The following is a 24,056-nucleotide window of genomic DNA, read 5'->3' on the forward strand; positions in this document are numbered from 1 at the left end:
GATGACCGAAGGCAAACCGATCGGCGCGAACTTCGAATCGTGGATCGATCAGCAGATCGCCGAGGCCACCGAGCGTGGCGAGTTCGACAACCTCCCCGGCGCGGGTAAGGCCCTGCCTCCGGGCGGCGAGGATGAGGACTGGTGGTTCCGCGACTACATGGAGCGCGAGCAGGTCTCCGCCGACGCCGCGCTCCCGCTGCCACTGCTGCTGCGCAAAGAGGCCGAGGACATCGACGAGACCGTCCGTGACCTGCCCACCGAGGAGAAGGTCCGCGCCGCGGTAGCCGACTTGAACCGGCGGATCCAGGAATCCTGGCGCCTGCCGGCCCAGCCCGGCCTGTTCGTCCGGAAGGTCGACCCCGAGCCGGTGGTGGCCCTCTGGCACGCCACCCGCCCGATCCCGGCCCCACCCGAGCCCACCCCGCCGGCGGCCGCACTGCCGTGGTGGCGACGGCTGTTCAAAATCCCGGACGTGTGAGTCAGTCGAAGCATTCGTTCTCGTCGGTTATCTGGACACCGATCACCTTCTGCGGTGGGGTGAGTTGGTCGAAGAACCAGATGTCGGCCGGGCCCAGGCAGGTGGCCGAGTCGTCCGACATCTCCAGCCACGCCGAATCGTCGATCCGGGAATTGTAGGCGGCGTAGGCGTGCCGGGCCTTGGGGCCGAGTTTCTGGAAAGCCGGTGTGATGTCGCGGAATGCTGAGGTGGGCTTCCGGGCCACCCAGTCCGTGCTGGTCAGATAGAAACAGACCCGCGGATAGTCACAGCCGAACCGGCTTTCGGCATATGCCGGTGCCGGCCCCGCGACCGAGAGCGCCCCCGCTGCCATGAGAGTCGTCGTGGTCAGCGTGATCATATTCTTGCGCATTGAAGATCCCCCGTTCTCCTGCTGCCGGAAACATTCGAGGACCATCGTGCACCCGCCTGCGAGGGCCCGAAGCCGTACCGAATTTTCCTGGTCGAACGGTCGAGGCCGGGCTCAGCCGGTAATCCGCCGACGGCCCGGAGCCGTAGACACGGTCGTGGACATGGAGACGATCACCTTCGCCCTGGCGGCCGGGCTGCTCGCGGCGTTCAACCCGTGCGGGTTCGCGCTGCTGCCGTCGTTCCTGGCGCTGCTGGTCGCCGGCCCGGGTGGGGTGCTGCGGGCGTTGCGGCTGTCGGTGGCGATGACCGCCGGGTTCGTCACCGTGTTCGGGCTGATCGGGGTGGTGCTGGCGGTGACGACGGTGCCGATCCAGCGGCACCTGCCGTGGGCCGCGGTGGTCACCGGAGGCGCGTTGGTCCTGCTGGGCGCGTGGTTGCTGTCCGGCCGGGAGCTGCGGGTCCGGCTTCCGCGGCTGGCCGCCGGGTCGCCGACGGGTTCGATCCTCGCCCTGTACGGCTACGGCGCCTCCTACGCGGTGGCGTCGCTGTCCTGCACGATCGCCCCGTTCCTGGCCGTGACAGGTCTGGTGTCCGGCGGCTCCGGCATCAGGTCGGGTGTGATCGCGTTCGTCGCGTACGGCCTCGGCATGGGTCTGGTCGTCGGTCTGCTCGCCATGCTCGTCGCGTTCGCCCGGGAGGCGACCGTCCGCCGCACCCGGGCCGTCCTGCCCTGGATCTCCCGCCTGTCAGGCGCGTTCCTGCTGATGGCCGGTCTGTATGTGACCTACTACGGGTGGTACGAGTTGCGGCTGGCGGCGGGTGGTTCCCCCACCGACCCGGTGATCGGGGCGGTGGGGGAGTTGCAGGGACAGGTGACCACCTGGCTGGACGGGATCGGCGTCGGCTGGACGGCCGCCGCCTTCGCCGTCGTCGCCCTGCTGGCGGTGGCCGCCCGGGTCCGCGCCACCTCACGTGCCGGCGAGTGACCCGCCGATCCCGCCGACGCTGAAGTACCTGTTGAGCGTGGTGAAGACGATCACCGGCGGCAGCATCATCACCACGGCGAGCGCCATCACCGATCCCCAGTCGGTGCCGTTCTGCTGGAAGAACGACTGGACCCCGATCGGCAGCGTGAACCGTTCCTGTGAGCGCAGGAAGACGATGGCGACCAGGTAGTCGTTCCACGACACCAGGAACGTGAAGATCGCCGTCGACAGGATGCCCGGCAGTGAGTTGCGCAGCACGATCCGGGTGAAGCCGGAGAACACCGAGGCCCCGTCGATCCAGGCGGCCTCCTCCAGCGAGACCGGAATGGTGTCGATGTAGGCGGCCATCATCCAGATCGCCACCGACATCGACGCCCCGACGTAGACGATGCCCAGCCCGACCAGGTTGTCGACCAGCCCGGCCTCGGCGAAGAGCAGGAACAGCGGGATCACCGCGGTGATCACCGGCAGCGACTGCACGACGAAGAGCAGCAGCGAGTACGCCGACACCGCTCGGCTGCGGCCGCGGGACAACACGTATCCGGCCGGCCCGGCGACGGTGACCGAGACCAGGACGGTGGCCAGTGTGACGCCGAGACTGTTGGCCAGCCAGGTCAGCGTCGGCACATCGGTGAAGATGTGGGTGAAGTTGGCCAGGCCGAAGGCGGCACTGCTGCCCGAGGCCACTCCGGGCCGCAGCGATAGGATCAGCACCGCCGCCACCGGCACCAGCACGACACAGGTGATGACGAGAATCGCCGCGAACCGCCACCACTGTCCGCGGGTGCCTTCGGCCGTCATGCGTGCGCCTTTCTGATCTGGCGGTACAGGGCCACGGACACGACGACGAGGCTCAGGGTCATCAGGAAGGCGATCGCCACGCCCGGGCCGACCTGGAAGTTCTGGAACACGGTGCGGTAGGAGAGCACCACCAGGGAGGTGGTCGCGTCGACCGGGCCGCCGCCGGTGAGCAGGAAGATGGTCGGGAAGTCGTTGACGCAGAAGATCGTCATGAGAATCCACGAGATGTACGTGGAGCGGGCGATCATCGGCAGCGTGATGTGCACGAACTGCTGCCATCGGGTCGCACCGTCGACTCCGGCGGCCTCGTAGACGGCTTTGTCCACACCGGTGAGTGCCGCGCTGATCATCATCATCATGAACGGGACGCTGATCCACACCTTGAAGGCGCAGACCGTGATCTTGGCCAGGGTCGGGTCGGCCAGGAACAGCGGTGTTCCGAGGCCGAGCGCCTGGGCCAGGCTGGGCAGCAGGCTCTGCGGGGTGGCGACCAGCCAGTTCCACGCGGTGGAGGACACCACGACCGGGACCACCCAGGGCAGCAGGAGCAGGGTCTTGAAGACGGTCCGGCCGGGAATGCGGGTGCGTAGCAGCAGGGCCAGGCCGAGTCCGCCGGCCCAGCTGCCGAACACGCCGACCGCGGTGAAGATCAGCGTGAACCGGACCGACCGCCAGAAGGCCGGGCTCGTCAGCGTCGACCGGTAGTTGTCCAGCCCGACGAACTCGCCCGGGTCGATCAGGGTGCCGTCGCGGACCGACTGGATCGCGGCGTAGACCAGGGGATAGGCGTTGATCAGGATCAGCAGCACCAGCGAGGGTGCCACCAGCAGGAACAGGGTCCGTCGTGCGCGGGTCACTTCACGATCGCCTGCAGCGCGCCCTGGAGGGTGTCCAGCGCCGCCTTCGGGTCGTCGCCGGCCAGCACGGTCTGGGCGAACTGGGTGAGCGGCTGGCTGGAGTCGACCGCGGCGAGTCCGCCGAACAGTGCGGTGGATCGGGTGGCGAAGGTCTTGGCGACCGGTGCCCACTCGGCGATGATCTTCGCCTTCTGGGTCTGCTTCTGGAACTCGGGGAGCGCGACGATCGACTTGAGCACCGGCAGTCCGGCCACGACGTTCTGCTGCCACAGGGCCTTCATGCTGCGGATGTAGTACGACAGGAAGGCCTCCGAGCCGCTTGTGGACGGCGTGTTCGCGTACATCATGATGTTGTTTTGAAAGACCAGGCCGGCCTTGGCGCCGCTGGGGCCGGTGAGCGGGCTCAGCACGCGGAGGTCGCCGTCGGTCTCGCCGGTGTCGGTGTCCAGGCCGGCGGTGTGGATGCCCATCGCGACCTTCTTGTTCTTCCACTGGGTGATCAGGTTGTCGGTGGTGTAGCTGATCGACGCCGGGTCGACGGCCTTAGCTCTGACGAGTTCCTGGACGAACCGCATCGCCTCGAGGTTCGGCGGGGTGACGACGTCGACCTTGCCGTCCGGGTCGAACAGGCCGCCGCCGTTGTTCAGCATCATCAGGAGCAGGCCCTGGCTGCCGAGGTTGTTGCCGGCGCCCGCGCCGGTGCCGAAGCCGAAGACGCCCTTGGCGGCCAGCGTGCGGCCGGCGTTCAGCAGTTCGTCCCAGGTGGTCGGCTCCTTGATGCCGTTCTCGTCGAGCAGCGACTTGCGGTACCACCACACCCGGAAGTCGAGCTGCCACGGCACCGCCGCGTAGCCCTTCGCGGTCTTCATCGAGTCGATCTGGCCGGGCAGGAAGTCGTCGAACGTGCCGTCCTTGCGGAACTGCTCGATGACGTTGTCGGCGTAGGCGATCGCGCCCTGCTCAGCGAACTGGAACGCCTGGAAGCCGCCGCCGGTGCTGACCGCCGGCCCGGTCTTGGAGGCGATCGCCGAGGAGAACGTCTGCGCGAAGTTCGCCCACTGGATCTCCTGGTAGGTGGCTCCGGGTAGTTCGTTCACCGGCGTGTACGCCTCGGTGAGCCGTTTCGCCGCAGCCGTGTAGTCGGCCTGCCCCCACGGCATGTCCCAGAACTTCAGCTTCCCCGAGCCGGAGGCGGAACCGCCGCCGCATGCGGACAGCAGCGTCCCGCCGGCGACGGTCGCGCCCAGACCGAGGAAGGCGCGACGGGAGAGGTTCGAACGCATTGACTGCTCCTTTGTGGGCGGCGAACTGATGACGTCCCGGACGCTAGGCAGCCGCGCGTTGTTCATGTTCGGAGGCCGACGCTGAACAACGAACGCTGAACAACGTCGATCCGTGGGAGCGATCCCAGCCGCTGTCGCCCGGCTGGAGCCCGTCGTATATACAGCAGGTGTGCCTCGTCGGGAGCGTCCGCTGGAGTCCGAGGATTCGCCGCTGCTGCGGTTCGCCGGTGACCTGCGGCGGCTGCGCCGTGGCGTCGGCGAGCCGACCTACCGCGAGCTGGGGAAGCGGACCAACTACTCGGCCGCGGCGCTGTCCGAGGCGGTGTCCGGCCGGCGGCTGCCGAGTCTCGCGGTGACCGTGGCGTTCGTGCGTGCCTGCGACGGCGACGTCGTCGAGTGGACCGCGCGCTGGCGGGAGCTGGCCGCGGCCCAGCCCGGCGGATCCGGGGAGACGCCGCCGCCGTATGTCGGGCTGGCCGCGTATCAGGTCGAGGACGCCGACCGGTTCTTCGGCCGGGAGGCGCTCACGGCGACCCTGCTGGCCCTGGTTGAGGATCGGCCGTTCGCCGGTGTGTTCGGCGCTTCCGGTGCGGGCAAGTCGTCGCTGCTGCGGGCCGGGCTGGCCGCCCGGTCCCCGCGCACCACCCTGGTCGTCACGCCCGGTGCGGATCCGGTCGACGAGTTCGCGGTCGCGCTGGCCTCGCTGGCCGATGAGCCGGCCGGGCGGGTCCGGGAGGATCTGGCCGCCGGTCCGCAGGCGCTGCGCGGTTGGTTGGCCAAGGCGGCCGACGACCTGCTGGTGGTGGTCGACCAGTTCGAGGAGTGTTTCACCCTCTGCGACGACACCGGCCGGGACTGGCTGATCCGGGCGCTGACCCAGGCCGCCGGTCCACGCAGTCGGGTGGTGATCGGGGTGCGGGCCGACTTCTACGGTCACTGCGGCTCCCACCCGGAGTTGGTGGCCGCCCTGCACCGGGCTCAGCTGCTGGTCGGCCCGATGTCCACCGAGGAGTTCCGGTGGGCGGTGACCGAGCCGGCCACCCGGGCCGGTGCGTCGCTGGAGACGGCGTTGGTGGCTCGGCTGATCTCCGACGCGGCCGGGCAGCCGGCCGCGTTGCCGCTGGTCTCGCACACCTTGGCCGAGGCCTGGCGGCGACGGCGTGGGCTGGCGTTGACCCTCACCGGGTACGAGGACGTCGGCGGGATCAGGAACGCTCTCGCGCGTACGGCCGAACAGACCTACGGCGATCTCGGCGAGGACGACCGGGTCGCGGCCCGGTGGCTGTTCCTGCGCCTGGTGGTGCCCGGCGACGGCACCGAGGACACCAAACGGCGGGTGTCGCGGGCCGGGCTCGACACCCCCGACGCGCTGTTGGAACGGCTCGCCGCGGCCCGGCTGATCAGCCTCGACCGGGACGGGGTGGAGTTGGCCCACGAGGCGCTGCTGCACGCCTGGCCGCGATTGGCCGGGTGGATCGATCGGGACCGCGACGATCTACGGGCCCAGCATCGGATCGCCGAGGCGACCGCGCTCTGGGTGGCGCACGGCCGTGACCCGGACAGTCTGTTTCGCGGTGCCCGCCTGGAGGAGGCGGCCCGGTTGCGGGAGCGGCTCACCGCGCCGGAACGCGAGTTCGTCGACGCCGGGCTGGCCGCCGAGCAGGCGACCGTGGCGGTCGGGCGGCGGTCGTCGCGCCGGTTGCGTCTGCTGGTGGCCGGACTGGCGGTACTCACCGTGTTGCTGGCCGGTACGACGATCACCGCGTTCGCGGCCCAGCGTGCGGCGACCGCCCAGCGCAACGAGGCACTGTCCCTGCGGGCCGTGGACGTGGCTCGCGGCATGTTGGAGACGCGGCCGGCCGAGGCCGCGGCGCTGGCTCTGGCCGCGTACCGGGTGACGCCCACCGCCGAGGCCCGCGACATGCTGGTGCTGGCCCATGCCGCGTCGGCGGCGACGACGCTCGGGCTGGGGTATGCGACGACGCCGGGCCGAATCGCGATCACCAGGCAACCGGCCCACGGTGGCCGGCCCGAGAGCGCGCTGCTGTGGCGGCCGAGCAACGGCTCTTGGGAGCCGGCCGGCGAGCTGCCCACCGGCGACACGTTCCTGTACGGCCGGAGCGCGGACGACCGGGTGGTGCTCTACGGCAGCCTTCCCGGGTCCGTCCTCTGGGATCTCTCCGATCTGGATGCTCCCCGCCGGATCGCCACGCCCGCGGACCTGCCGATGGTGGAGAGCATGGACCGGGACGGCTCCCTGATGTCCGCGGTCACCCAGGACCACGTCGCCGTGCTGTGGCGGGTGGGTGACCGGGCGGTGCGCCGGCTACCCGCGGCCGACGTGCAGAGCACGGCGTTGCTGCCGGACGGTTCCGGTGTCGTCCTGTGCCGGCGGGTCGGCGGCGCGTTCGTGCTGGAACAGTGGTCGGCCGCCGGTGATCTGGTCGGCTCGCTGTTCAGTTCCCCGTTTCGGATGTCGCCCTCGGTCGGGCCGGACGGCATGGTCGTCGCGGTCCTGGAGAGCGGTGAGGTGGTGATGATCGACGCCGGCGACCTGCGGGCGGTGCACACGGTGGCCCGCGTCGACGGGCTGGGCCATCCCTCTATGGTGACCTTCGACCCGGCCGGTAAGACTCTGGCGCTGACCGATTTCGACCGGGTCAAGCTGGTGAGCATCGCGTCCGGGACAGAGCTGATCTCGCTGGACGCCCGCGGGCTCGACCTGAGTTTCCCCCGTATCGACGACGGCCGGATCGCGGTGCTGGCTCCCGGCGGCGACCTGTGGCAGCTCGACGGTGACGTGGACCGGGTGATCCGGGAGCTGTGCGCGGACCGGCCGTTGTCGATGGACTGGGACCGGCATTTGCCCGGTGCCGGGCCGAGACCTCTGTGTCCGTGAGTCACAGCAGGGCGGCCAGGGTGGGGAGCAGGGCGGCGGCCCGGGTGAGGTCGGTGTCGAGCGGCCGGTCGGTGAGGTCGGGGGAGAGCGCGTCGGCGGCCAGTTCGTGGGCCTCGGCGAGGGTTCCGGTGGTGAGACGCTCGGGGGCCAGGCGCAGTGCCCGGACCGCGGCGACCAGCTCGGCGGCGAGCAGGGTCGGGGCGAGCCGGGTCATGGTGCGCAGCGAGCGCGCGCCCTGGGTGGCGAAACTGGCGTGCTCCTCCAGGCCCAGGGAGATCGACAGGGTGCCGGAGACGGTCGGCTGTACGGTGCCGCGCATCTCGGCCAGCAGGTCCTGCACCACGTACTCGGTGATCATCAAGCCGGAACTGCCCGGCGGGCCGTCGGCCAGGAAGGCCCGCAGGCCGGTCATGTCGGGTCGCATCAGCAGGCTCAGTCGTGCCGCGGACAGCGACATGACCGGCAGGAACGCGCCGCGTACCGCGTCCAGCCCGGCGGCCAGGGCGGCGGTGTGGAACTGGCCGTGATGATGCACACCGTCCGCGGTGACCAGTGGGTTCTCCACGGCGGCGTTGAGTTCGGCGGTGACCGCGGTGGTCAGTGTCTCGGCCGCGTGCAGGGCCGGCGCGGTGACCTGCGGCACCACCCGCAGGCCGAACGGGTCCTGGATGCGTAGTGCCGGTGAGGCGCCGCTGACCAGCGCGTGCAGGGTGCCGGCGACGGTGATCTGGTGCGGGTGCGCGCGGGCGGCGTGTACGGCCGGATCGTACGCCTCGGGGTTGCCGCGCAGCGCTAGGAAGGAAAGCGCGGCGATGATCGTTGACGCCCGTAGATGGCGGTGGACTTCGGAGACGGCGAGGGCGGCGGTGGCGACGGTGAGGGCGCTGGAACTGATCATCGGCAGGGCGTCGGTGGCCTCCAGTTCGACGGCCGGTGCCGTGCCGCTGCGCCACGGGCGGGCGCCGGCCAGGGTGAGGGTGAGTTCGGCGAGCGACGACAGGTCGGAGGTGCCGATGGCGCCCCAGCGGTGCAGGGTGGGTACGGCGCCGTCGCGCAGGGCGACCGCGAGTGCCTCGGTGACCCGGCGGGATACGCCGGAGCCGCCGGCCAGGAGCTGGTTGAGGCGTACCGCCATGACCGCCCGGGCGGTACGGTCGTCCTCCTCGGGGCCGACTCCGGCGCAGTGGCTCAGCAGCAGGCGCAGCGCGTGACCGTCGGGATCACCGGCCTGCTCGTGCCGGTTCGCGCCGACGCCGGTGTTGGCTCCGTAGACGGCGCCGCGTCCGCGTGCCTCGCGCAGCCCGGTGTGCCGCTCGTCGACGAGCGTGAGCGCGGCCGGATCGATGGTGATCTCGGCCGCCCGGGATGCGATCGTCTCCAGTTCTGGGATCGTCAGGGAGTGACCATCTAGCCGGACCTGCACGAAGTCTCCAGAACCGTGACCGAACGTTGACACATTATTCACTACTTAGCGAGTATGAATAGTATGATTCAGAAGATCAACTGGGAGTGCCATGATCACATTCGAGGACGTCGTCAAGGTATACCCCGGCGGCGCCACGGCGGTGGACCATCTCAGCCTCGAGCTGCCCACCGGCAAGATCACCGTACTGGTCGGGCCCTCCGGTTGCGGTAAGACCACGTCGCTGCGGATGATCAACCGGATGGTCACGCCGACCTCCGGTCGGATCCTCGTCGACGGCGAGGACGTCTCACGACAGGACGAGGCGCGGCTGCGCCGGGGCATCGGCTACGTCATCCAGCACGCCGGGCTGTTCCCGCACCGGACCGTGCTGGACAACGTGGCGACCGTGCCGGTGCTGCTCGGCAAGACCCGCCGGGAGGCCCGCGAGCTCGCGCTCGGCCTGCTGGAACGGGTCGGCCTCTCCGCCGACTTCGCCAAGCGCTACCCGGCCCAGCTCAGCGGCGGCCAGCAGCAGCGTGTCGGGGTGGCCCGGGCGCTCGCCGCCGACCCGCCGATCATGCTGATGGACGAGCCGTTCAGCGCCGTCGACCCGGTGGTCCGGGCGCAGCTGCACGCCGAGTTCCTGCGCCTGCAGCAGGATCTGGGTAAGACCATCGCGATGGTGACCCACGACATCGACGAGGCGATCAAGCTCGGCGACCATGTGGCGGTGTTCCGTACCGGTGGGCGGCTGGCCCAGTTCGCGACGCCGCGGGAGCTGCTGGCCGCACCGGCCGACGAGTTCGTGGCGTCGTTCGTGGGCCGTGACCGGGGCCTGCGCAGCCTCTCCTTCGACAGCGCGGCCGAGCTGCCGGTCCGCCCGGTCGAGGGGATCGAGCTGGACGACTCCGGTCGCCCGCTCGGCCGGCCCGGCGTGTTCACCAAGGACGACACCCTGCGCGTCGTCGCCGACCTGGTGATCAGCTCACCGGGCGGGGTCGCGGTGCGGGTCGGGCCGGACGGCGCCGCCGACGGGGTGGTCAGCCACCATGACCTGGCCGACTACCTGGCGAGCCGCCGCTCATGATCCAGTACCTGACGAACAACTACGAGATCGTCTGGCAGGCGCTGCAGGAGCATCTGTATCTGGCGCTGTTGCCGATCCTGTTCGGGTTCGTGATCTCGCTGCCGCTGGGTTACCTCGCGGTCCGGTTCACCTGGCTCTACCACCCGCTGATCAACACATTCGGGGTGCTCTACTCGGTCCCGTCGCTGGCGCTCTTCGTCTTCCTGCCGGTCATCCTCGGCACCAAGGTGCTGGACCCGGTCAACGTGGTGGTGGCGCTGACCGTCTACACGGTGGCGCTGCTGGCCCGGACCGTCGCCGACGGCCTGCGCTCGGTCGATCCGGTGGTGGTCCAGGCGGCCACCGCGATGGGCTACCGTCGGACCCGGCGGCTGATCGACGTCGAGTTGCCGATCGCGCTACCGGTCATCCTGGCCGGGCTGCGGGTGGCCACGGTCTCCAACATCAGCCTGGTCAGCGTCGGCTCGCTGATCGGCATCGGCGGGCTCGGTCAACTGTTCACCCGTGGCTTCCAGCTGTTCTACCTGGAGCCGATCCTGATCGGCATCATCCTGTCGGTGCTGCTCGCCGGGATCGCCGACCTGATCATCGTGCTCGTGCAGCGGGCCGTCACCCCGTGGACGCGTGCCGCATGAACTTCTCCTACCTGACCGATCCGGCCCACTGGGATCTCGGCAACCCCGGCAGCATTCCCCACCTGATCGTGTCGCACCTCGGTTACACCGCGCTGGCGCTGCTTTTCGGCGTGATCATCGCGCTGCCGGTCGGGCTGTACATCGGCCACACCGGCAAGGGCTCGTTCCTCGCCATCAACGCCGGCAACGCCGGGCGCTCGCTGCCCACCCTGGGCCTGCTGATGCTGATGGTCACCCTGCTCGGGCTGGGCCTGCTGCCGGTGCTGATCGCGCTGACCGTCCTGGTCATCCCACCGATCCTCACCTCGGCGTACGCCGGGATGCGCAACCTGGACCACCGGGTCGTCGACGCGGCGCGGGGGATGGGGATGCGCCCGTGGCAGGTGCTGACCCGGGTCGAGCTGCCGATGGCTCTGCCGGTGCTGCTCAGTGGGTTCCGCAACGCCGCATTGCAGGTGGTCGCGACGGCCACGGTGGCCGCCGCGGTCGGGCTGGGCGGACTGGGCCGGCTCCTGATCGACGGCCTGGCCGTCAACGACTACTCACGGGTTCTGGCCGGCGCCATCGTCGTCGCCGCACTGGCCGTACTCGTTGATCTCTTTCTGGCGCTGATCCAGCGCCTGATCGTCTCACCCGGATTGAAAGGTCTCTCATGAACCGCCGTTCTCTGATAAGCGCGGCCGCCGCCGTCGCCATGTCCGTCTCCCTCGCGGCCTGCGGTGCCGACAGTGATCCGCTCGCCAACGAGCCGGCCGCGTCCGGCGCCGCCGGTGGTGGCGCGGTCACCGTCGGCTCGGCGAACTTCCCGGAGAGCCAGTTGCTCGCCGAGATCTACTCGCAGGCCCTCGAGGCCAAGGGCGTCAAGGTCACCCGCAAGTTCAACATCGGTGCGCGTGAGGTCTACCTCAAGGCGCTCCAGGACGGTTCCATCTCGCTGCTCCCGGAGTACAACGGCGCGCTGCTGGCGGCCCTCTCCCCGAACGGCATCCCGGCCGGCGTGAGCAGCTCGGACACGGTTCTCGCGGAGCTGAAGAAGGTGCTGCCGGCGGGTACCGAGGTGCTGGCCCAGTCGGCCGCCGAGGACAAGGACACGCTGACCGTCAGCGCGGACACCGCCACCAAGAACAACCTGAAGACGATCGAGGACCTCAAGGCGGTCGCCCCGACCCTGGTCGCCGGTGGCGGGCCCGAGTTCACCGAGCGCCAGCAGGGCCTCAAGGGCCTCAAGGAGGTGTACGGCGTCGAGTTCAAGGAGTACAAGCCGCTGGACCCGGGTGGCCCGCTGACCGTCAACGCCCTCAAGGACGGTGACATCCAGGTGGCGAACCTGTTCTCCACCGACTCGTCGATCGTGACCAACAAGTTCGTCACCCTGGCCGACCCGAAGAACCTGTTCACCTCGCAGAACGTGCTCCCGCTGATCCGCAGCGAGGCGAACAACGCGACGGTGACCGGCGCTCTGGACGCGGTCTCGGGCAAGCTGACCACCGAGAACCTGACCAGCTACCTGGCCCAGGTGCAGGTGGACAAGAAGGACATCGCCGTGGTGGCGAAGGCGTTCCTGTCGGAGAACGGCCTCGGATAAGGTTTATTAACAGAACGCCGCCCTCCGGGGCGGCGTTTCTGTTTCCGGCAGATGTCTTGACGTGCGTACTCGCTGGTATCTATCTTTGCCGCAAAGATTTTCAGAAAGTTTCAAGGCTGTTACTGCAAGGCCTTGCAGCCCGTTCCCCTTTGCCCGGAGGTAGATGTGGACAGTCCCCGCAGGCGGCGACGCCTGACCCGCATCCTGGCCGCCACCACCCTCGCCCTCGGCGTCGGCGGCTTCGGTGTCGCCCAGGTCCTCACCGGCCCGGACGCCTTCGCGTCACCGCCCGGCGAGAAGGACGTCACCGCCGTCATGTTCGAGTGGAGCTTCGCGTCGATCGCTCGCGAGTGCACCAACACCCTCGGCCCGCTCGGTTACGGCTACGTCCAGGTGTCCCCGCCCCAGGAGCACATTCAGGGCAGCCAGTGGTGGACCTCCTACCAGCCGGTCTCGTACCGGATCGCGGGCCGTCTCGGTGACCGCGCGGCGTTCGCGAGCATGGTGAGCGCCTGTCACGCGGCCGGGGTCAAGGTCGTCGCCGACACGGTGATCAACCACATGTCCGCGGGCTCCGGCACCGGCACCGGCGGCACCTCGTACTCGAAGTACAACTACCCGGGTGTCTACTCCGACGCCGACTTCCACTCCTGCCGCTCGGCGATCAGCGACTACACCAACCGCAGCAACGTGCAGGACTGCGAGCTGGTCAACCTGTCCGACCTGAACACCGGCAGCGACTACGTGCGCGGCAAGATCGCCGGCTACATGAACGACCTGGCGTCGCTCGGTGTGGACGGTTTCCGGATCGACGCCGCCAAGCACATGGCCGCCGCCGATCTGGCCGGCATCAAGGCGAAGCTGAGCAACACCGGCGCGTACTGGAAGCAGGAGGCCATCTACGGCGCCGGCGAGGCGGTCCAGCCCACCGAGTACACCGGTACCGGCGATGTGCAGGAGTTCCGGTTCGCCCGCGACCTCAAGCGCGTCTTCCTCAGCGAGAACCTCGCCTACCTGTCGAACTTCGGCACCGCGTGGGGTTACCTGCCGAGCAACCAGGCGGCCGTCTTCGTCGACAACCACGACACCGAGCGCGGCGGGGACACCCTCAGCTACAAGAACGGGTCGGCGTACACCCTGGCCCAGGTCTTCACGCTGGCCTGGCCGTACGGCGCGCCGGACGTCAACTCCGGCTACGAGTTCAGCAACCACGACGCCGGCCCGCCGAACAACGGCACGGTCAACGCGTGCTACGCCGACGGGTGGAAGTGCCAGCACGCGTGGCGGCAGATCGGCAACATGGTCGGGTTCCGCAACGCCACCCGCGGCACGGCGGTCACCAACTGGTGGTCCAACGGCGCCGACCAGATCGCCTTCAGCCGGGGCGCCAAGGGTTACGTCGCGATCAACCACGAGGGCAGTGCGCTGACGCGCACCTTCCAGACCTCCCTTCCGGCCGGCACCTACTGCGACGTCCAGCACGGCGACCCCACGGCCAACGGCGGATGCACCGGTACGACGTACGCCGTCAACTCGTCGGGCCAGTTCACCGCGACCGTGCCCGCCGGTGACGCGATCGCCCTCTACGTCGGCGCCAGCGGGGTCACCCCGACGACGTCGGTCACGCCCACCCCGACCAGCACGGCCACGGCCGGTGCCGGCTTCAACGTCACCGCCACCACCACGCTCGGGCAGAACATCTTCGTCGTCGGCAACCAGGCCGCGCTCGGCAACTGGGCCCCGGCCTCCGCGGTCGCGCTGTCCGCGGCCACCTACCCGGTGTGGAAGGGCACCGTGTCACTGCCGGCCGGGACGGCCTTCGAGTACAAGTACATCCGCAAGAACACCGACGGCAGTGTCACGTGGGAGTCCGGCGCCAACCGCACCGCCACGGTGCCGGCCAGCGGTCAGGTCACGCTGAACGACACCTTCCGCTGATCCTCTCCGTATGATCATCGGCCCGGCCGCCCTCAGGGTGGCCGGGCCTTCTTGCTCCCAGGGTTCGGTCTATAGCATATTGCTCCTATAGTTTTTGTGGACTTTGGGAGCTGTCGTGATCGAAACCGGAGTGCACATCCTCGACCAGGCCGCCTGGGCCTCATTGACCGGCCCGCACGCCCACTTCGCGCAGGGTGACGGCCGGGCACTGCGTTACCGCCCGGAGATCTCCCCGATCATGGCGATCCCTCCGGTCCAGGACGAACAGGCGTGGGTCGACCTGCACACCCTCGTCGGGCGGCGCGGGCAGGCGTTCCTCTCCGCCGACATCGGCACCCCGCCGGACGGATGGACCGTCGACGTGCGCGGCGAGGGCGTCCAACTCCTCTCCACCGCCGCACTGCGCTCCGCACCCTCCGCCGACCTGGTGGTCCTCGGCGCGGCAGACGTCCCGGAGATGTTGGATCTGGTGGCCCGGACCAAGCCCGGCCCGTTCGAGCTGGAAACCTACCGCCTCGGCACCTACCTCGGCGTCCGGCGGGGGGAGCGGTTGGTGGCGATGGCCGGCGAGCGCCTGCATCCGCCCGGTTACACCGAGATCAGCGCGGTCTGCACCGATCCCGAGTTCCGCGGGCTGGGTCTGGCGTCGACGCTGGTCCGTGCGGTCGCCCACAACATCCGGGAACGGGGCGAGATCCCGTTCATGCACGCCGCCGCCTCGAACGTCAACGCGATCCGGCTCTATCTGTCGATCGGCTTCGAGTTGCGCCGCACGCGCCAGTTCACCGTCCTGACCAGCCCCGACCGCAACCCCTGAGGTGGCCGGAACGCGCAGGACTGTACCCGTCCGAGGTGGAACGGCGTAAGTCGCTGATGTCGCGAATCCGGTTCACCGGTGAACGCTCTCCCGGGGTTCTCGCCGTTAATTCCCCGGAAACAGCGCACGACGGTATGACCGGAGAGATATATACGGGCATCGTTACGGGATCCCCATACTGAGGCCACACATTGTCATGTGTGAATATCAGGTTCGGGGAGGAACCGAGTGAAGAGAGCCTTTGCGCTGACCAGCGCCACCCTGCTGGTCGGCAGCGCGCTCGTGGCCACCGCCACGAGCACCTCAGCCGCACCGCCGTCGCCCGTCGCGCCGCCCTCCGAGGCACAGGCGGTCGCCGGCGCGGAGTCCCACATCGCCGCCCGTCCCGCCGACATCGAGGCCGCCGACGGCGACAGCTACAAGGTGTATCGGACCACGGTGGACGCCAACGGCGCCTCGCACGTCCGCTACGACCGCCTCTACCACGGCCTGCGCGTCTACGGCGGCGACTTCGTCGTGCACAGCAAGCCGGGCGGCGCCTACGACGGCTCGTCGGTCGGCCTGCTGTCCCCGCTCTCACTGAGCGTCACCCCGAAGGTCAGCGCGGCCAAGGCCACCAAGACCGCCGAGGCCAACTTCGAGGGCACCCGTGCCGCGACCGGTACGCCCGAACTGTTCGTCGACGCGAGCACCGGCACCGGCCGGCTGGCCTGGGAGACCGTCGTCAGCGGCTGGGCCCCGGACAAGCAGACCCCGTCCCGCCTGCACGTCATCAGCGACGCGCAGACCGGCGCCTACATCGGCGAGTTCGACGAGATCGAGACGGTCGCCGGCACCGGCAACAGCGTCTACTCCGGCGCCGTCAGCATCGACACCACGCTGTCCGGTTCCACCTACAGCATGATCGACCCGTCGCACGGCAACGGCCGCACCTGCGACATGAACAACGGCACCAGCACCTGCACCACCTTCACCGACGCGGACAACACCTGGGGTACCGGCGCGACCTCCAACCGCCAGTCGGCGGGGGTCGACGCGCACTTCGGCGCGGCCAAGACGTTCGACTACTTCAAGAACGTGCACGGACGCAACGGCATCTTCGGCACCGGTGCGGGCGTTCCGTCCCGGGTGCACTACGGCAACGCGTACGTCAACGCGTTCTGGGACGGCGCCCAGATGACCTACGGTGACGGCTCCGGCAACTCCCGCCCGCTCGTCTCCCTCGACGTGGCCGGCCACGAGATGTCGCACGGCGTGACCGAGGCGGTCGTCTCCGGCGGCCTCACCTACTCCGGCGAGTCCGGCGGTCTCAACGAGGCCACCAGCGACATCTTCGGCAACATGGTCGAGTTCTACGCCAACACCACCGTGGACCCGGGCGACTACCAGGTCGGCGAGAAGATCAACATCAACGGCAACAACACGCCGCTGCGATACATGTACAACCCGACCCTGGACGGCTCGTCGCACGGCTGCTGGGCCTCCAACACCAACAGCATCGACGTGCACTACTCGTCCGGCCCGGGCAACCACTTCTTCTTCAACCTGGCCGAGGGCACCGGTGCCACCGCGTACGGCACCTCGCCGGTCTGCGGTTCGGCCCCGGCCGTCACCGGCATCGGCCGCGCCAAGGCCGAGAAGATCTGGTTCCGCGCGCTCGACTCGTACTTCACCTCGAACACCCGCTACTACCTGGCCTCGAACCTGGCCAACACGGCTCGCGCCTACACCCTGCGGGCCGCCACCGACCTGTACGGCTCGTGCTCCACCGAGTACAAGACCGTCCAGGCCGCCTGGACCGCGGTCAACGTGGCCGGTAGCGACGCCACCTGCTCCACCGGTAACGACTTCTCGCTGACCGCCAGCCCGACCAGCGCCTCGGTCAACCCGGGCTCGTCGGCCACCGCCACCATCGCCACCGCCGTCACCAGCGGCAGCGCCCAGACGGTCGCTCTGACCGCCTCCGGCCTGCCGGCCGGCGTCACCGCGAGCTTCAGCCCGTCGTCGGTCACCGCCGGCGCCGGTTCCACGCTGACCCTGGCCACCACCACCGCGGCCGCACCCGGTACCTACGCCATCACCATCACCGGCACCGGCACGGCGGCCACCAAGACCGCCACGTTCTCCCTGACTGTCAACGGCGCCGGCGGCAGCTGCTCCGGCACCAACGCCACCGACGTGACGATCTCGGACAACGCCACGGTCAACTCGCCGATCGCGATCAGCGGCTGCTCCCGCGCCGCCTCGGCGTCCAGCACCGTCGAGATCCACATCGTTCACACCTACGTCGGTGACCTGGTCGTCTCCCTGGTCGCTCCGGACGGCAGCGTCTACACGCTGCGCAACCGCAGCGGTGGCAGCGCCGACAACATCGACACCACCTACACGGCCAACCTGTCGTCCGAAACCGCCCCGAACGGCACCTGGAACCTGCGGGTCCAGGACGCCGCCTCGGCTGACGTCGGCTACATCAACAGCTGGACCCTGACCCTCTGATCCCTTCGGTAACGGCGTGCTCCGCGGTCATCGCTCTCGGGCGGTGACCGCGGAGTCGCGCTAAGCCCCGGCGGCGAGGAACCGATACGAGACATGTGAGAGACCGGTGGGCCGTCTCCTCCTGGGTGCTGCTGAGCGTCGGCGCACCCGTCGCCGTCTTCGTCGGTGTCGCCGACCCACCCGGCGCCACCTACGCGTACCTCGCCGGTGTCCTCGTCTGCGTGATCGCGGCGGCCGTCGGCATCCGCCGCAACGTCCCGGTCGGGCATCGCCGGCCCTGGCTGTTCATCCTGGCCGCGATGGTGGTCTCCCTGACCGGCGAGTCGATGCGGGTGCTCACCGAGCGCGGCACCGTCCTCGGCATGTTCCCGGACATCGCCCTGCTCCCCATCTATCTGCTGCTCACCGCCGGTGTGATCGACCTGGTCCGGCGGACCCGGGCCAATGCCGACGACCCGGCCCGGGTCGACTCCGCACTGATCGGCGTCGGTGCCGCGCTGCTGGTGTGGTCGCTGTGGGTCGAACCGTGGATCGACGGCGGCGACCTCCGATGGCAGAACCTGGTCGCGGCGGCCCTGCCGCTGGCCGCGGCGATGCTGATGACCATCGCCCTGCCGATGCTGCTGCTCGGCCGGACCCGCGCCCCCGCGATGTGGTTCTTCGTCGCCAGCGGCGTGGCCCTGCTGTCGGCGAACATCGTGCTGGCCAACCGCGGCTGGTTCGTGCAGGGCGCGGACGGCATCCCGCTGAAGACCATGGGCGCCCTCGTGCTGGCCGCCGACTTCGCCAACGCCGCCTGCGTGCTGCATCCCACCGTGCCCGTACTCACCGAACGCGTGCTGGCCCGTTCGCACGTGCTGCGCCGCGGCCGCACCGCCATGATCACGGCTTCGCTGTGTGTGCCGACGATCCTCGGCGTGGCTGCGCCGCCGCGAGGTCAGACCTTTTCGCTGGTACGGGCGACGCTGTCGCTGGCTTTGATCGGCGTCGTGGTCGCTCGCGTGGTACGGGCCAACAACTCCCGGGCCCGCGCCGAACAGGAGGCCCGCTGGCGTGCCGAACACGACTCCCTGACCGGCCTGCCCAACCGGGAACGGCTCGCCGCCACCGTGGCCCGCTGGACCGACCCGGACACCCAGGTCAGCGTGCTGCTCCTCGACCTCGACCGGTTCAAGCTGGTCAACGACCATTGGGGCCACGAGGTGGGCGACGAGATGCTGCGCGCGGCCGCCGCCCGGATCGTCGCCACCGTCCGCGCCGACGACCTGGTCTGCCGGACCGGCGGCGACGAGTTCGCGGTCGCCCTGACCGCACCCGTCGGCGATCCCGCGGCCGAAGCCCTGGCCGGACGCCTGCTCGCGGCCCTGGACGAGCCGCTGCCCCTCTCTGTCGGGGCGGTCGACGTCACCGCGTCGATCGGCATCGCCACCGCGGGCGCCGGAACCGGCGCGGTGGAACTGCTCCGGGACGCCGACACGGCGATGTACCGGGCCAAGGACTCCGGCCGCAACCGCTACGCCGTCTTCGACCCGCCCCTCCGCGAACGCCTCCAGCGGCGGTTCACGCTCGAACGCGCCCTGCGCGGCGCCCTCGACCAGGGGCAGCTCGACGTCCACTACCAGCCGCTCGTGCGCCTGGCCGGCGAACAGATCGACGGATTCGAAGCGCTGATGCGGTGGACCCACCCCACCCTGGGGCCGGTCTCGCCGGTCGAGTTCATCCCGATCGCCGAGGACACCGGGCTCATCGTCGCCGCCGGGGCGTGGCTGCTGGAGGAGGCCGCGGCCCGCACCCGGGAATGGCGCGAGACGGCCCCCGTGCACGTGTCGGTCAACCTGGCCGTACGGCAGCTGCGCGAACCCGGCCTCGCCGGAAGGGTGGGGGAGATCCTGGTCCGGACCGGCCTCCCGCCGGAGGGGCTGTGGCTGGAGGTCACCGAGTCCGGGTTCATGGACGATCCGGACGCCTGCCTGCGCACCCTGCACGAATTACGGGACCTCGGCGTCACCCTGTGCATCGACGACTTCGGCACCGGCTTCTCGTCGCTCAGTTACCTGCAGCGGATGCCGGTCTCCATCGTCAAGATCGACCGCGCCTTCATCACCGGGGTGGGCGACGGCGGCCCGAACGAGCCGATCGTCCGCGCGGTCCTGGCCATGTCACACGCGCTGGGCCACCGGGTGGTGGCCGAGGGCGTCGAGACCACCACCCAGCGGGATTGGCTGCGCGCCAACGACTGCGACTTCGCCCAGGGCTGGCTGTACGGCAGACCTCTACCGGCCGCCGCTCAGACTCCCGTCTCCCGTTTCGCCGATCATCCGACTCGCTGATCGGACCGATGCACACGTCAGGGGTCACACCCGTCTTTGTCTCCGTGAGGCGGCGCCCTCGAGCCGGTGCCGCCGGGCGATCAGCCGCGCCGCACCCGTCCGCACAGTGGAAGTCCTCAGACCGGGAACCCCCACGCTCCCCATCCGGACGTCCGACGTGATTGACCTTGTCTGGTACTGATGACCAGGGGAGACAGGTCTTGAGGGGGAACTGTGGACTGGGCAGTCATCGGTGCGATGGTGGGCTTCGCGGCCTTGATCGTGCAAGGGATCGTGGCGTTCGGAATGGCCGGCAAGGAGGCCACCACGCTGAAACGGTCCGGCCAGTCCGTGCGCCGGCTCCGCGAACAGGCCCTCGCCCGACGCTGGACCTGGGACGGCGCCGCGTCCGAGCCGACGGTGCCGGTGGGGCGGATGGGACAGCTGTCCGACGTACGCCAGCGGGGCGCCGCCCGGGGGCGATTCCGGAAGCGGGAGGCCAGCGTGGCGGTGCTGGCCGCGGTCGTACCGTCCGGCTTCGAGTCGCGCTTGGAGATCGACCACGGCACCACGGTGCTGACCATGGTCGTCACCATGGAAGCGCCCGAACTCACCGGCGACCTGTGCCTCGATCCGCAACGGGGCGAGGCCGGCTACGACATCTCCGGCAGCCTGGCCGCAATGATCGGCGGTGACCCGCTGGCCGCGCTCGCCCGGGTCCAGAACCCGGCCGTCGACGTGGTCGACGGCCGGGCGAGCTTCCTCTTCACGAGCCTGCGCGGCATGGACGAACTGGACCGGGTCCTCGCGGCCGCCGACGACTTCCTCAGCGGCCTGTCCGCCGGCCGGCCCTCGGCGTAACCCGAGCACCGATCAACTCGCGGTGTCGTCCCGCGTGCCGGTCAGCTTTCGGCGTGGACCTTGCGAAGGGCGCCGAGGAACGCGTCGGCCGACTGGGCTCCGGAGATCCCGTACTTCTGGTTGATCAGGAAGAACGGGACGCCGCTGATGCCCAGCTGGCGGGCCTTTCGGATGTCGGCGTCGACCTCGGCGCCGTATTTCGTCCCGGCGACCACGTCGGCCGCCTCGTCCGCCGGGACCCCGACGGCGGTCGCGAGTCGTACCAAAGTCTCCGGATCGTCGACCACCGCAGCGTCGGACAGATGCGCCTTGAGCAGCGCCTCGTGCATTTCTGTGCCGAGGCCGTGCTGGTCGGCCAGGTGAGCGACCCGGTGCGCGTCGCGGGTGTTGACCGAGATCGCGTGACCCAGGTCGTAGGTCAGGCCCTCGGCCTCGGCGAGCTGCGTGACCTGGTGGGTCATCGCCCGCACCTGGGAGGCCGGCGCGCCGATCTTCTTGGCCAGCATCTCGTGGACCGGCTCCCGGGTGCCCTGGGGGATGGTCGGGTCGAGCTGGAAGCTGTGCCAGGTCACGGTGACGTCGGCGTCCTCGAACCTGTCGAGCGCGGTCTCCAGGCGCCGTTTGCCGATGTAGCACCACGGGCAGACCACGTCGGACCAGACGTCGATGCTGATGCTCACAGGCACACTCCGTTCTCGCAGACGGGCGCGTCCTCGGCGCCTTCCAGAATGATCAGCTGCGGCAGCTCCTCGACGGGGATCTCCTCGTCGATCTGCTCGGCTGGTGTCTCCGGCACGGCCGCTCCTCCGCTATCCCGATCCGCGCTGTCCTGACCGGCGCTGCCCTGACCCGCGTTGCTCTCAGCCGCGCTGCCCTGACCCGCGCTGCTCTCAGCCGCGCTATCCTGACCCGGCGGTCAACTTGTACGGGCAACATTAGCAGATATCTTGACCGCGGGGTCAAGTTACGGAGGGGCATGAGAGCGGACGCACAGCGCAACGCGACCAGACTGCGGGTCGCCGCGGCCGAGCTCTTCCAGGTGCGCGGTCTGCAGGTTTCGGTCAAGGAGATCGCCCGCCACGCCGGGGTGAGCCACGGCACGCTCTACAACCTGTTCGGTTCCCGTGAGGCGCTGATCGACGAGGTGGTCGCCGATCTGGCTGCGGTCCGGCTCGGAGACGCCGCGCGCAAGGCTCTGGCCTGCGACGATCCTTGGCAGGGCTTCTCCGGTTATGTCGGTGAGGTCTGTGAGCTGCAGGCCACCGACCCCGCTCTCGGCGATGTGTTGACCCGCCGGTTTCCGGATGCCAGTCGCCTCATGGCGGTCTGTGACAACTCGTATGCGGCCGCCGAGTCGATCATCGACCGGGCTCGGCGGGATGGCTCGTTGCGGCCTGACTTCACCGCCGCCGACCTGCTGTTCTTTCTCGCCTCGCATGCGCCGCTGGCCCGGTCCGCGGCCGCTTCGGGGTCTGATTCGTGGCGGCGGGCGGTCGGTTTCATGCTGGACGGCCTGCGTGCTTCGGCGGCCAACCCGCTCCCGGCCGACCCGATGACCCCGCAGGAGATCAACCATCTGCTGATCGAGGGCTCAACCGCCGCGGCCGGTTGAGAGCCGGTCGATCTCCGTGATCCGGTTCCAGTCGCCGTCGGCCGGGAGATCACCGGCGGCCAGTTCCCGAGCCACTGTGAGCAGGTCGATTCCGGGCTGCGTCAGCACCCGGGCGGCCGCGACGGCCAGGGCGAGCGGGAGCCCGGCGGAGGCGGCCAGGACGGCGTCGGTCCCGGCCGGATCCTCGGCGATCCGGTCCGGGCCGAGGCGGGCGGCCAGTAGCCGGCGGGCCTCGTTCCGGTCCATCGGGTCCACCGCCAGCGGCTGAGCGCCGTCGATCGCGACCAGCGCCGTCAGCCGGGCCCGGCTCGTGACGAGCGTGCGGCAGCCGGATCCGCCGGGCAGCAGCGGGCGCACCTGGTCCGGCCCGGCGGCATCGTCCAGCACCACCAGCACCCGCCGCTGCGCCAGCACCGTGCGGTAGGCCGTCTCGCCGACGGAGCCGCCGGTGAGGTCGCCACCGGCGAGCCCACCGCCGACGGATCCGCCGAGCGAGATCAGAAAGCGGTCCAGCACCACCGCCGGATCAGCCGGTCGAGGCCCGCTGCCCCGCAGGTCAGCCCACAACTGGCCGTCCGGGAAAAGCGCCGCGCTCCGACGCGCCCAGTGCACGGCGAGTGCGGTCTTGCCGATCCCCGCCGGTCCGGACAGCACCACCGGCCCGCCCGTCGTCTCCGGGTCGCCTTCGATGGTCGCGCGGGGCGGGGCGGCCGCGACGTCGAGCATCGCCGACAGCGCGGTTCGGCCGACGAAACCGGGTACGGCCGCGGGCAGCTGCCGGGGCGGCCCGGCCGGTGGACAGGCCCGCTGGTCGGCGACCCGCTCGCGGGCGGTCGCCAGAGCACCCAACTCGGCCGGTGCGGCACCGAGTTGCCGGCCGAGTTCGTCGAGGCGGTCGACGGGCGGCAGCACCTTCCCGGTCAGGTATGCGCCGATGATTCCATGCGACCAGCCGGTTCGGGCGGCCAGCTCGCGATAGCTGAGCACCGGCGCCCGCCGGGACCGCGCGTGTCGCTGCCGTAGCCCGCGCAGCAGAACGGCCAGGTCGGCGGGTGACGAGACTACGGCGGCCCCGCTGATCACCATGTGCATGTCCATCGGCGCAGCCAATCGCCTCCGCCCTTGACGGCCGCTGTCCGAACGCTTGACACCCAGGTCAGCGTGTCCGTCGCCCGGCTCCGTGCGGTCCTCGACCCGGCCGCGATCGTCACCGACGGCACCGGCTGTCGGCGGCCGACGATCAGCTGGACGAATCCCGGTTCCACGAGCTCATCGAGCAGGGCCGGGCGCAACTCACCGCAGGCCGCCCGGCGGCGGCTTCCGAGCGGCGCGATGACCCTTTGGCGGGGGTACGCCACTCGCCGACCGGCACGACGAGGAGTTGGCCCGTCCCCACCGTGGCCGGTCTGACGGCGCTCCCGGTTGACCGCTCTGGAAACCCGCGCCGACGTGCTGCTGAGCCTGGAACGCCATCACGATCTGGTCGGACGGGCCGGCCGGATCCCGCCGCCGGTGACCGGGACGGAACCAGCCGTCGGTGACACGCTCAACCGGATGGTCGGGCGGCAGTGGCAGGCCGAGTAAGGATGGGTGCCGGCCAGCGCGGTGTGATGGAGC

General features: G+C 70.0%; 21 protein-coding genes. 14 read left to right on the forward strand and 7 right to left on the reverse strand.

Annotation, left to right across the window (positions count from 1 at the left end):
* The first annotated feature begins 1 nt into the window (after position 1).
* Entirely contained in the window at positions 2-478 is a 477-nt protein-coding gene (locus Q0Z83_RS05475; RefSeq protein ID WP_317792686.1) for a DnaJ family domain-containing protein, read from the forward strand.
* Between the two features lies 1 nt (position 479).
* On the opposite strand, the gene Q0Z83_RS05480 is transcribed toward Q0Z83_RS05475, so the two are convergent.
* Positions 480-869: a hypothetical protein gene (locus Q0Z83_RS05480; RefSeq protein WP_317792687.1), complete on the reverse strand. Its 390-nt coding sequence runs from the start codon at positions 867-869 to the stop codon at positions 480-482.
* A gap of 160 nt (positions 870-1,029) precedes the next feature.
* On the opposite strand from Q0Z83_RS05480, the gene Q0Z83_RS05485 reads away from it, so the two are divergent.
* On the forward strand, positions 1,030-1,854 hold the full coding sequence (locus Q0Z83_RS05485) for a cytochrome c biogenesis CcdA family protein (protein WP_317792688.1): 825 nt from the start codon (positions 1,030-1,032) through the stop codon (positions 1,852-1,854).
* On the opposite strand, the gene Q0Z83_RS05490 is transcribed toward Q0Z83_RS05485, so the two are convergent.
* Genes Q0Z83_RS05490 through Q0Z83_RS05500 form a run of 3 tightly spaced genes read right to left on the reverse strand, consistent with a single transcriptional unit; the run spans position 1,837 to position 4,795 of the window.
* On the reverse strand, positions 1,837-2,655 hold the full coding sequence (locus tag Q0Z83_RS05490) for a carbohydrate ABC transporter permease (RefSeq protein WP_317792689.1): 819 nt from the start codon (positions 2,653-2,655) through the stop codon (positions 1,837-1,839). The two genes, Q0Z83_RS05485 and Q0Z83_RS05490, sit on opposite strands and share 18 nt — an antisense overlap.
* The gene (locus tag Q0Z83_RS05495; RefSeq protein ID WP_317792690.1) at positions 2,652-3,512 is read right to left on the reverse strand and encodes a carbohydrate ABC transporter permease; all 861 of its coding nucleotides are present in this window, start codon (positions 3,510-3,512) and stop codon (positions 2,652-2,654) included. Before Q0Z83_RS05495 ends, Q0Z83_RS05490 begins: the two co-directional genes overlap by 4 nt.
* Positions 3,509-4,795, reverse strand: coding sequence for an ABC transporter substrate-binding protein (locus tag Q0Z83_RS05500; RefSeq protein ID WP_317792691.1), 1,287 nt, complete (start codon positions 4,793-4,795; stop codon positions 3,509-3,511). The genes Q0Z83_RS05495 and Q0Z83_RS05500 overlap by 4 nt, the downstream gene beginning before the upstream one ends.
* A gap of 169 nt (positions 4,796-4,964) precedes the next feature.
* Between Q0Z83_RS05500 and Q0Z83_RS05505 the strand changes: the two genes are divergently transcribed.
* Entirely contained in the window at positions 4,965-7,694 is a 2,730-nt protein-coding gene (locus Q0Z83_RS05505; protein WP_317792692.1) for an nSTAND1 domain-containing NTPase, read from the forward strand.
* 1 nt (position 7,695) lies between these two features.
* Here Q0Z83_RS05505 and Q0Z83_RS05510 read toward each other — a convergent pair whose 3' ends face one another.
* Entirely contained in the window at positions 7,696-9,117 is a 1,422-nt protein-coding gene (locus tag Q0Z83_RS05510; RefSeq protein WP_317792693.1) for an aromatic amino acid lyase, read from the reverse strand.
* Between the two features lie 91 nt (positions 9,118-9,208).
* On the opposite strand from Q0Z83_RS05510, the gene Q0Z83_RS05515 reads away from it, so the two are divergent.
* The 9 genes from Q0Z83_RS05515 (at position 9,209) to Q0Z83_RS05555 (ending at position 20,827) form a co-directional block, all read left to right on the forward strand.
* The gene (locus Q0Z83_RS05515; protein ID WP_317792694.1) at positions 9,209-10,186 is read left to right on the forward strand and encodes an ABC transporter ATP-binding protein; all 978 of its coding nucleotides are present in this window, start codon (positions 9,209-9,211) and stop codon (positions 10,184-10,186) included.
* The gene (locus Q0Z83_RS05520) at positions 10,183-10,821 is read left to right on the forward strand and encodes an ABC transporter permease (RefSeq protein ID WP_317792695.1); all 639 of its coding nucleotides are present in this window, start codon (positions 10,183-10,185) and stop codon (positions 10,819-10,821) included. Before Q0Z83_RS05515 ends, Q0Z83_RS05520 begins: the two co-directional genes overlap by 4 nt.
* Positions 10,818-11,477: an ABC transporter permease gene (locus tag Q0Z83_RS05525; protein ID WP_317792696.1), complete on the forward strand. Its 660-nt coding sequence runs from the start codon at positions 10,818-10,820 to the stop codon at positions 11,475-11,477. Before Q0Z83_RS05520 ends, Q0Z83_RS05525 begins: the two co-directional genes overlap by 4 nt.
* Positions 11,474-12,406 carry an ABC transporter substrate-binding protein gene (locus Q0Z83_RS05530; protein WP_317792697.1) on the forward strand — a complete coding sequence of 311 codons (933 nt, stop codon included), beginning with the start codon at positions 11,474-11,476 and terminating at the stop codon, positions 12,404-12,406. The genes Q0Z83_RS05525 and Q0Z83_RS05530 overlap by 4 nt, the downstream gene beginning before the upstream one ends.
* A 165-nt stretch (positions 12,407-12,571) precedes the next feature.
* On the forward strand, positions 12,572-14,344 hold the full coding sequence (locus Q0Z83_RS05535) for a carbohydrate-binding module family 20 domain-containing protein (RefSeq protein ID WP_317792698.1): 1,773 nt from the start codon (positions 12,572-12,574) through the stop codon (positions 14,342-14,344).
* Between the two features lie 115 nt (positions 14,345-14,459).
* Positions 14,460-15,161, forward strand: coding sequence for a GNAT family N-acetyltransferase (locus Q0Z83_RS05540; RefSeq protein WP_317792699.1), 702 nt, complete (start codon positions 14,460-14,462; stop codon positions 15,159-15,161).
* A 228-nt stretch (positions 15,162-15,389) separates the two neighbouring features.
* Positions 15,390-17,657: a M4 family metallopeptidase gene (locus Q0Z83_RS05545; protein WP_317792700.1), complete on the forward strand. Its 2,268-nt coding sequence runs from the start codon at positions 15,390-15,392 to the stop codon at positions 17,655-17,657.
* A gap of 95 nt (positions 17,658-17,752) precedes the next feature.
* A complete protein-coding gene (locus Q0Z83_RS05550) occupies positions 17,753-19,987 on the forward strand; it encodes a putative bifunctional diguanylate cyclase/phosphodiesterase (RefSeq protein ID WP_317792701.1) in 2,235 nt (744 codons plus the stop codon).
* Positions 19,988-20,200: 213 nt separating this feature from the next.
* On the forward strand, positions 20,201-20,827 hold the full coding sequence (locus tag Q0Z83_RS05555) for a hypothetical protein (RefSeq protein WP_317792702.1): 627 nt from the start codon (positions 20,201-20,203) through the stop codon (positions 20,825-20,827).
* A 41-nt stretch (positions 20,828-20,868) separates the two neighbouring features.
* Here Q0Z83_RS05555 and Q0Z83_RS05560 read toward each other — a convergent pair whose 3' ends face one another.
* The gene (locus Q0Z83_RS05560) at positions 20,869-21,507 is read right to left on the reverse strand and encodes a DsbA family oxidoreductase (protein ID WP_317792703.1); all 639 of its coding nucleotides are present in this window, start codon (positions 21,505-21,507) and stop codon (positions 20,869-20,871) included.
* 296 nt (positions 21,508-21,803) lie between these two features.
* Between Q0Z83_RS05560 and Q0Z83_RS05565 the strand changes: the two genes are divergently transcribed.
* Positions 21,804-22,439 (forward strand): TetR/AcrR family transcriptional regulator, encoded by a 636-nt coding sequence (locus tag Q0Z83_RS05565; RefSeq protein WP_317792704.1) that lies wholly within the window; start codon positions 21,804-21,806, stop codon positions 22,437-22,439.
* Here Q0Z83_RS05565 and Q0Z83_RS05570 read toward each other — a convergent pair.
* Positions 22,419-23,537: a helix-turn-helix domain-containing protein gene (locus tag Q0Z83_RS05570; protein WP_317792705.1), complete on the reverse strand. Its 1,119-nt coding sequence runs from the start codon at positions 23,535-23,537 to the stop codon at positions 22,419-22,421. The genes Q0Z83_RS05565 and Q0Z83_RS05570 overlap by 21 nt on opposite strands.
* Positions 23,538-23,861: 324 nt before the next feature.
* Here Q0Z83_RS05570 and Q0Z83_RS05575 point away from each other — a divergent pair, with 324 nt between their 5' ends.
* Positions 23,862-24,023, forward strand: coding sequence for a hypothetical protein (locus Q0Z83_RS05575; RefSeq protein WP_317792706.1), 162 nt, complete (start codon positions 23,862-23,864; stop codon positions 24,021-24,023).
* Positions 24,024-24,056 lie beyond the last annotated feature (33 nt).

Origin of the sequence: Actinoplanes sichuanensis (assembly GCF_033097365.1) — a bacterium.
Taxonomy (GTDB): domain Bacteria; phylum Actinomycetota; class Actinomycetes; order Mycobacteriales; family Micromonosporaceae; genus Actinoplanes; species Actinoplanes sichuanensis.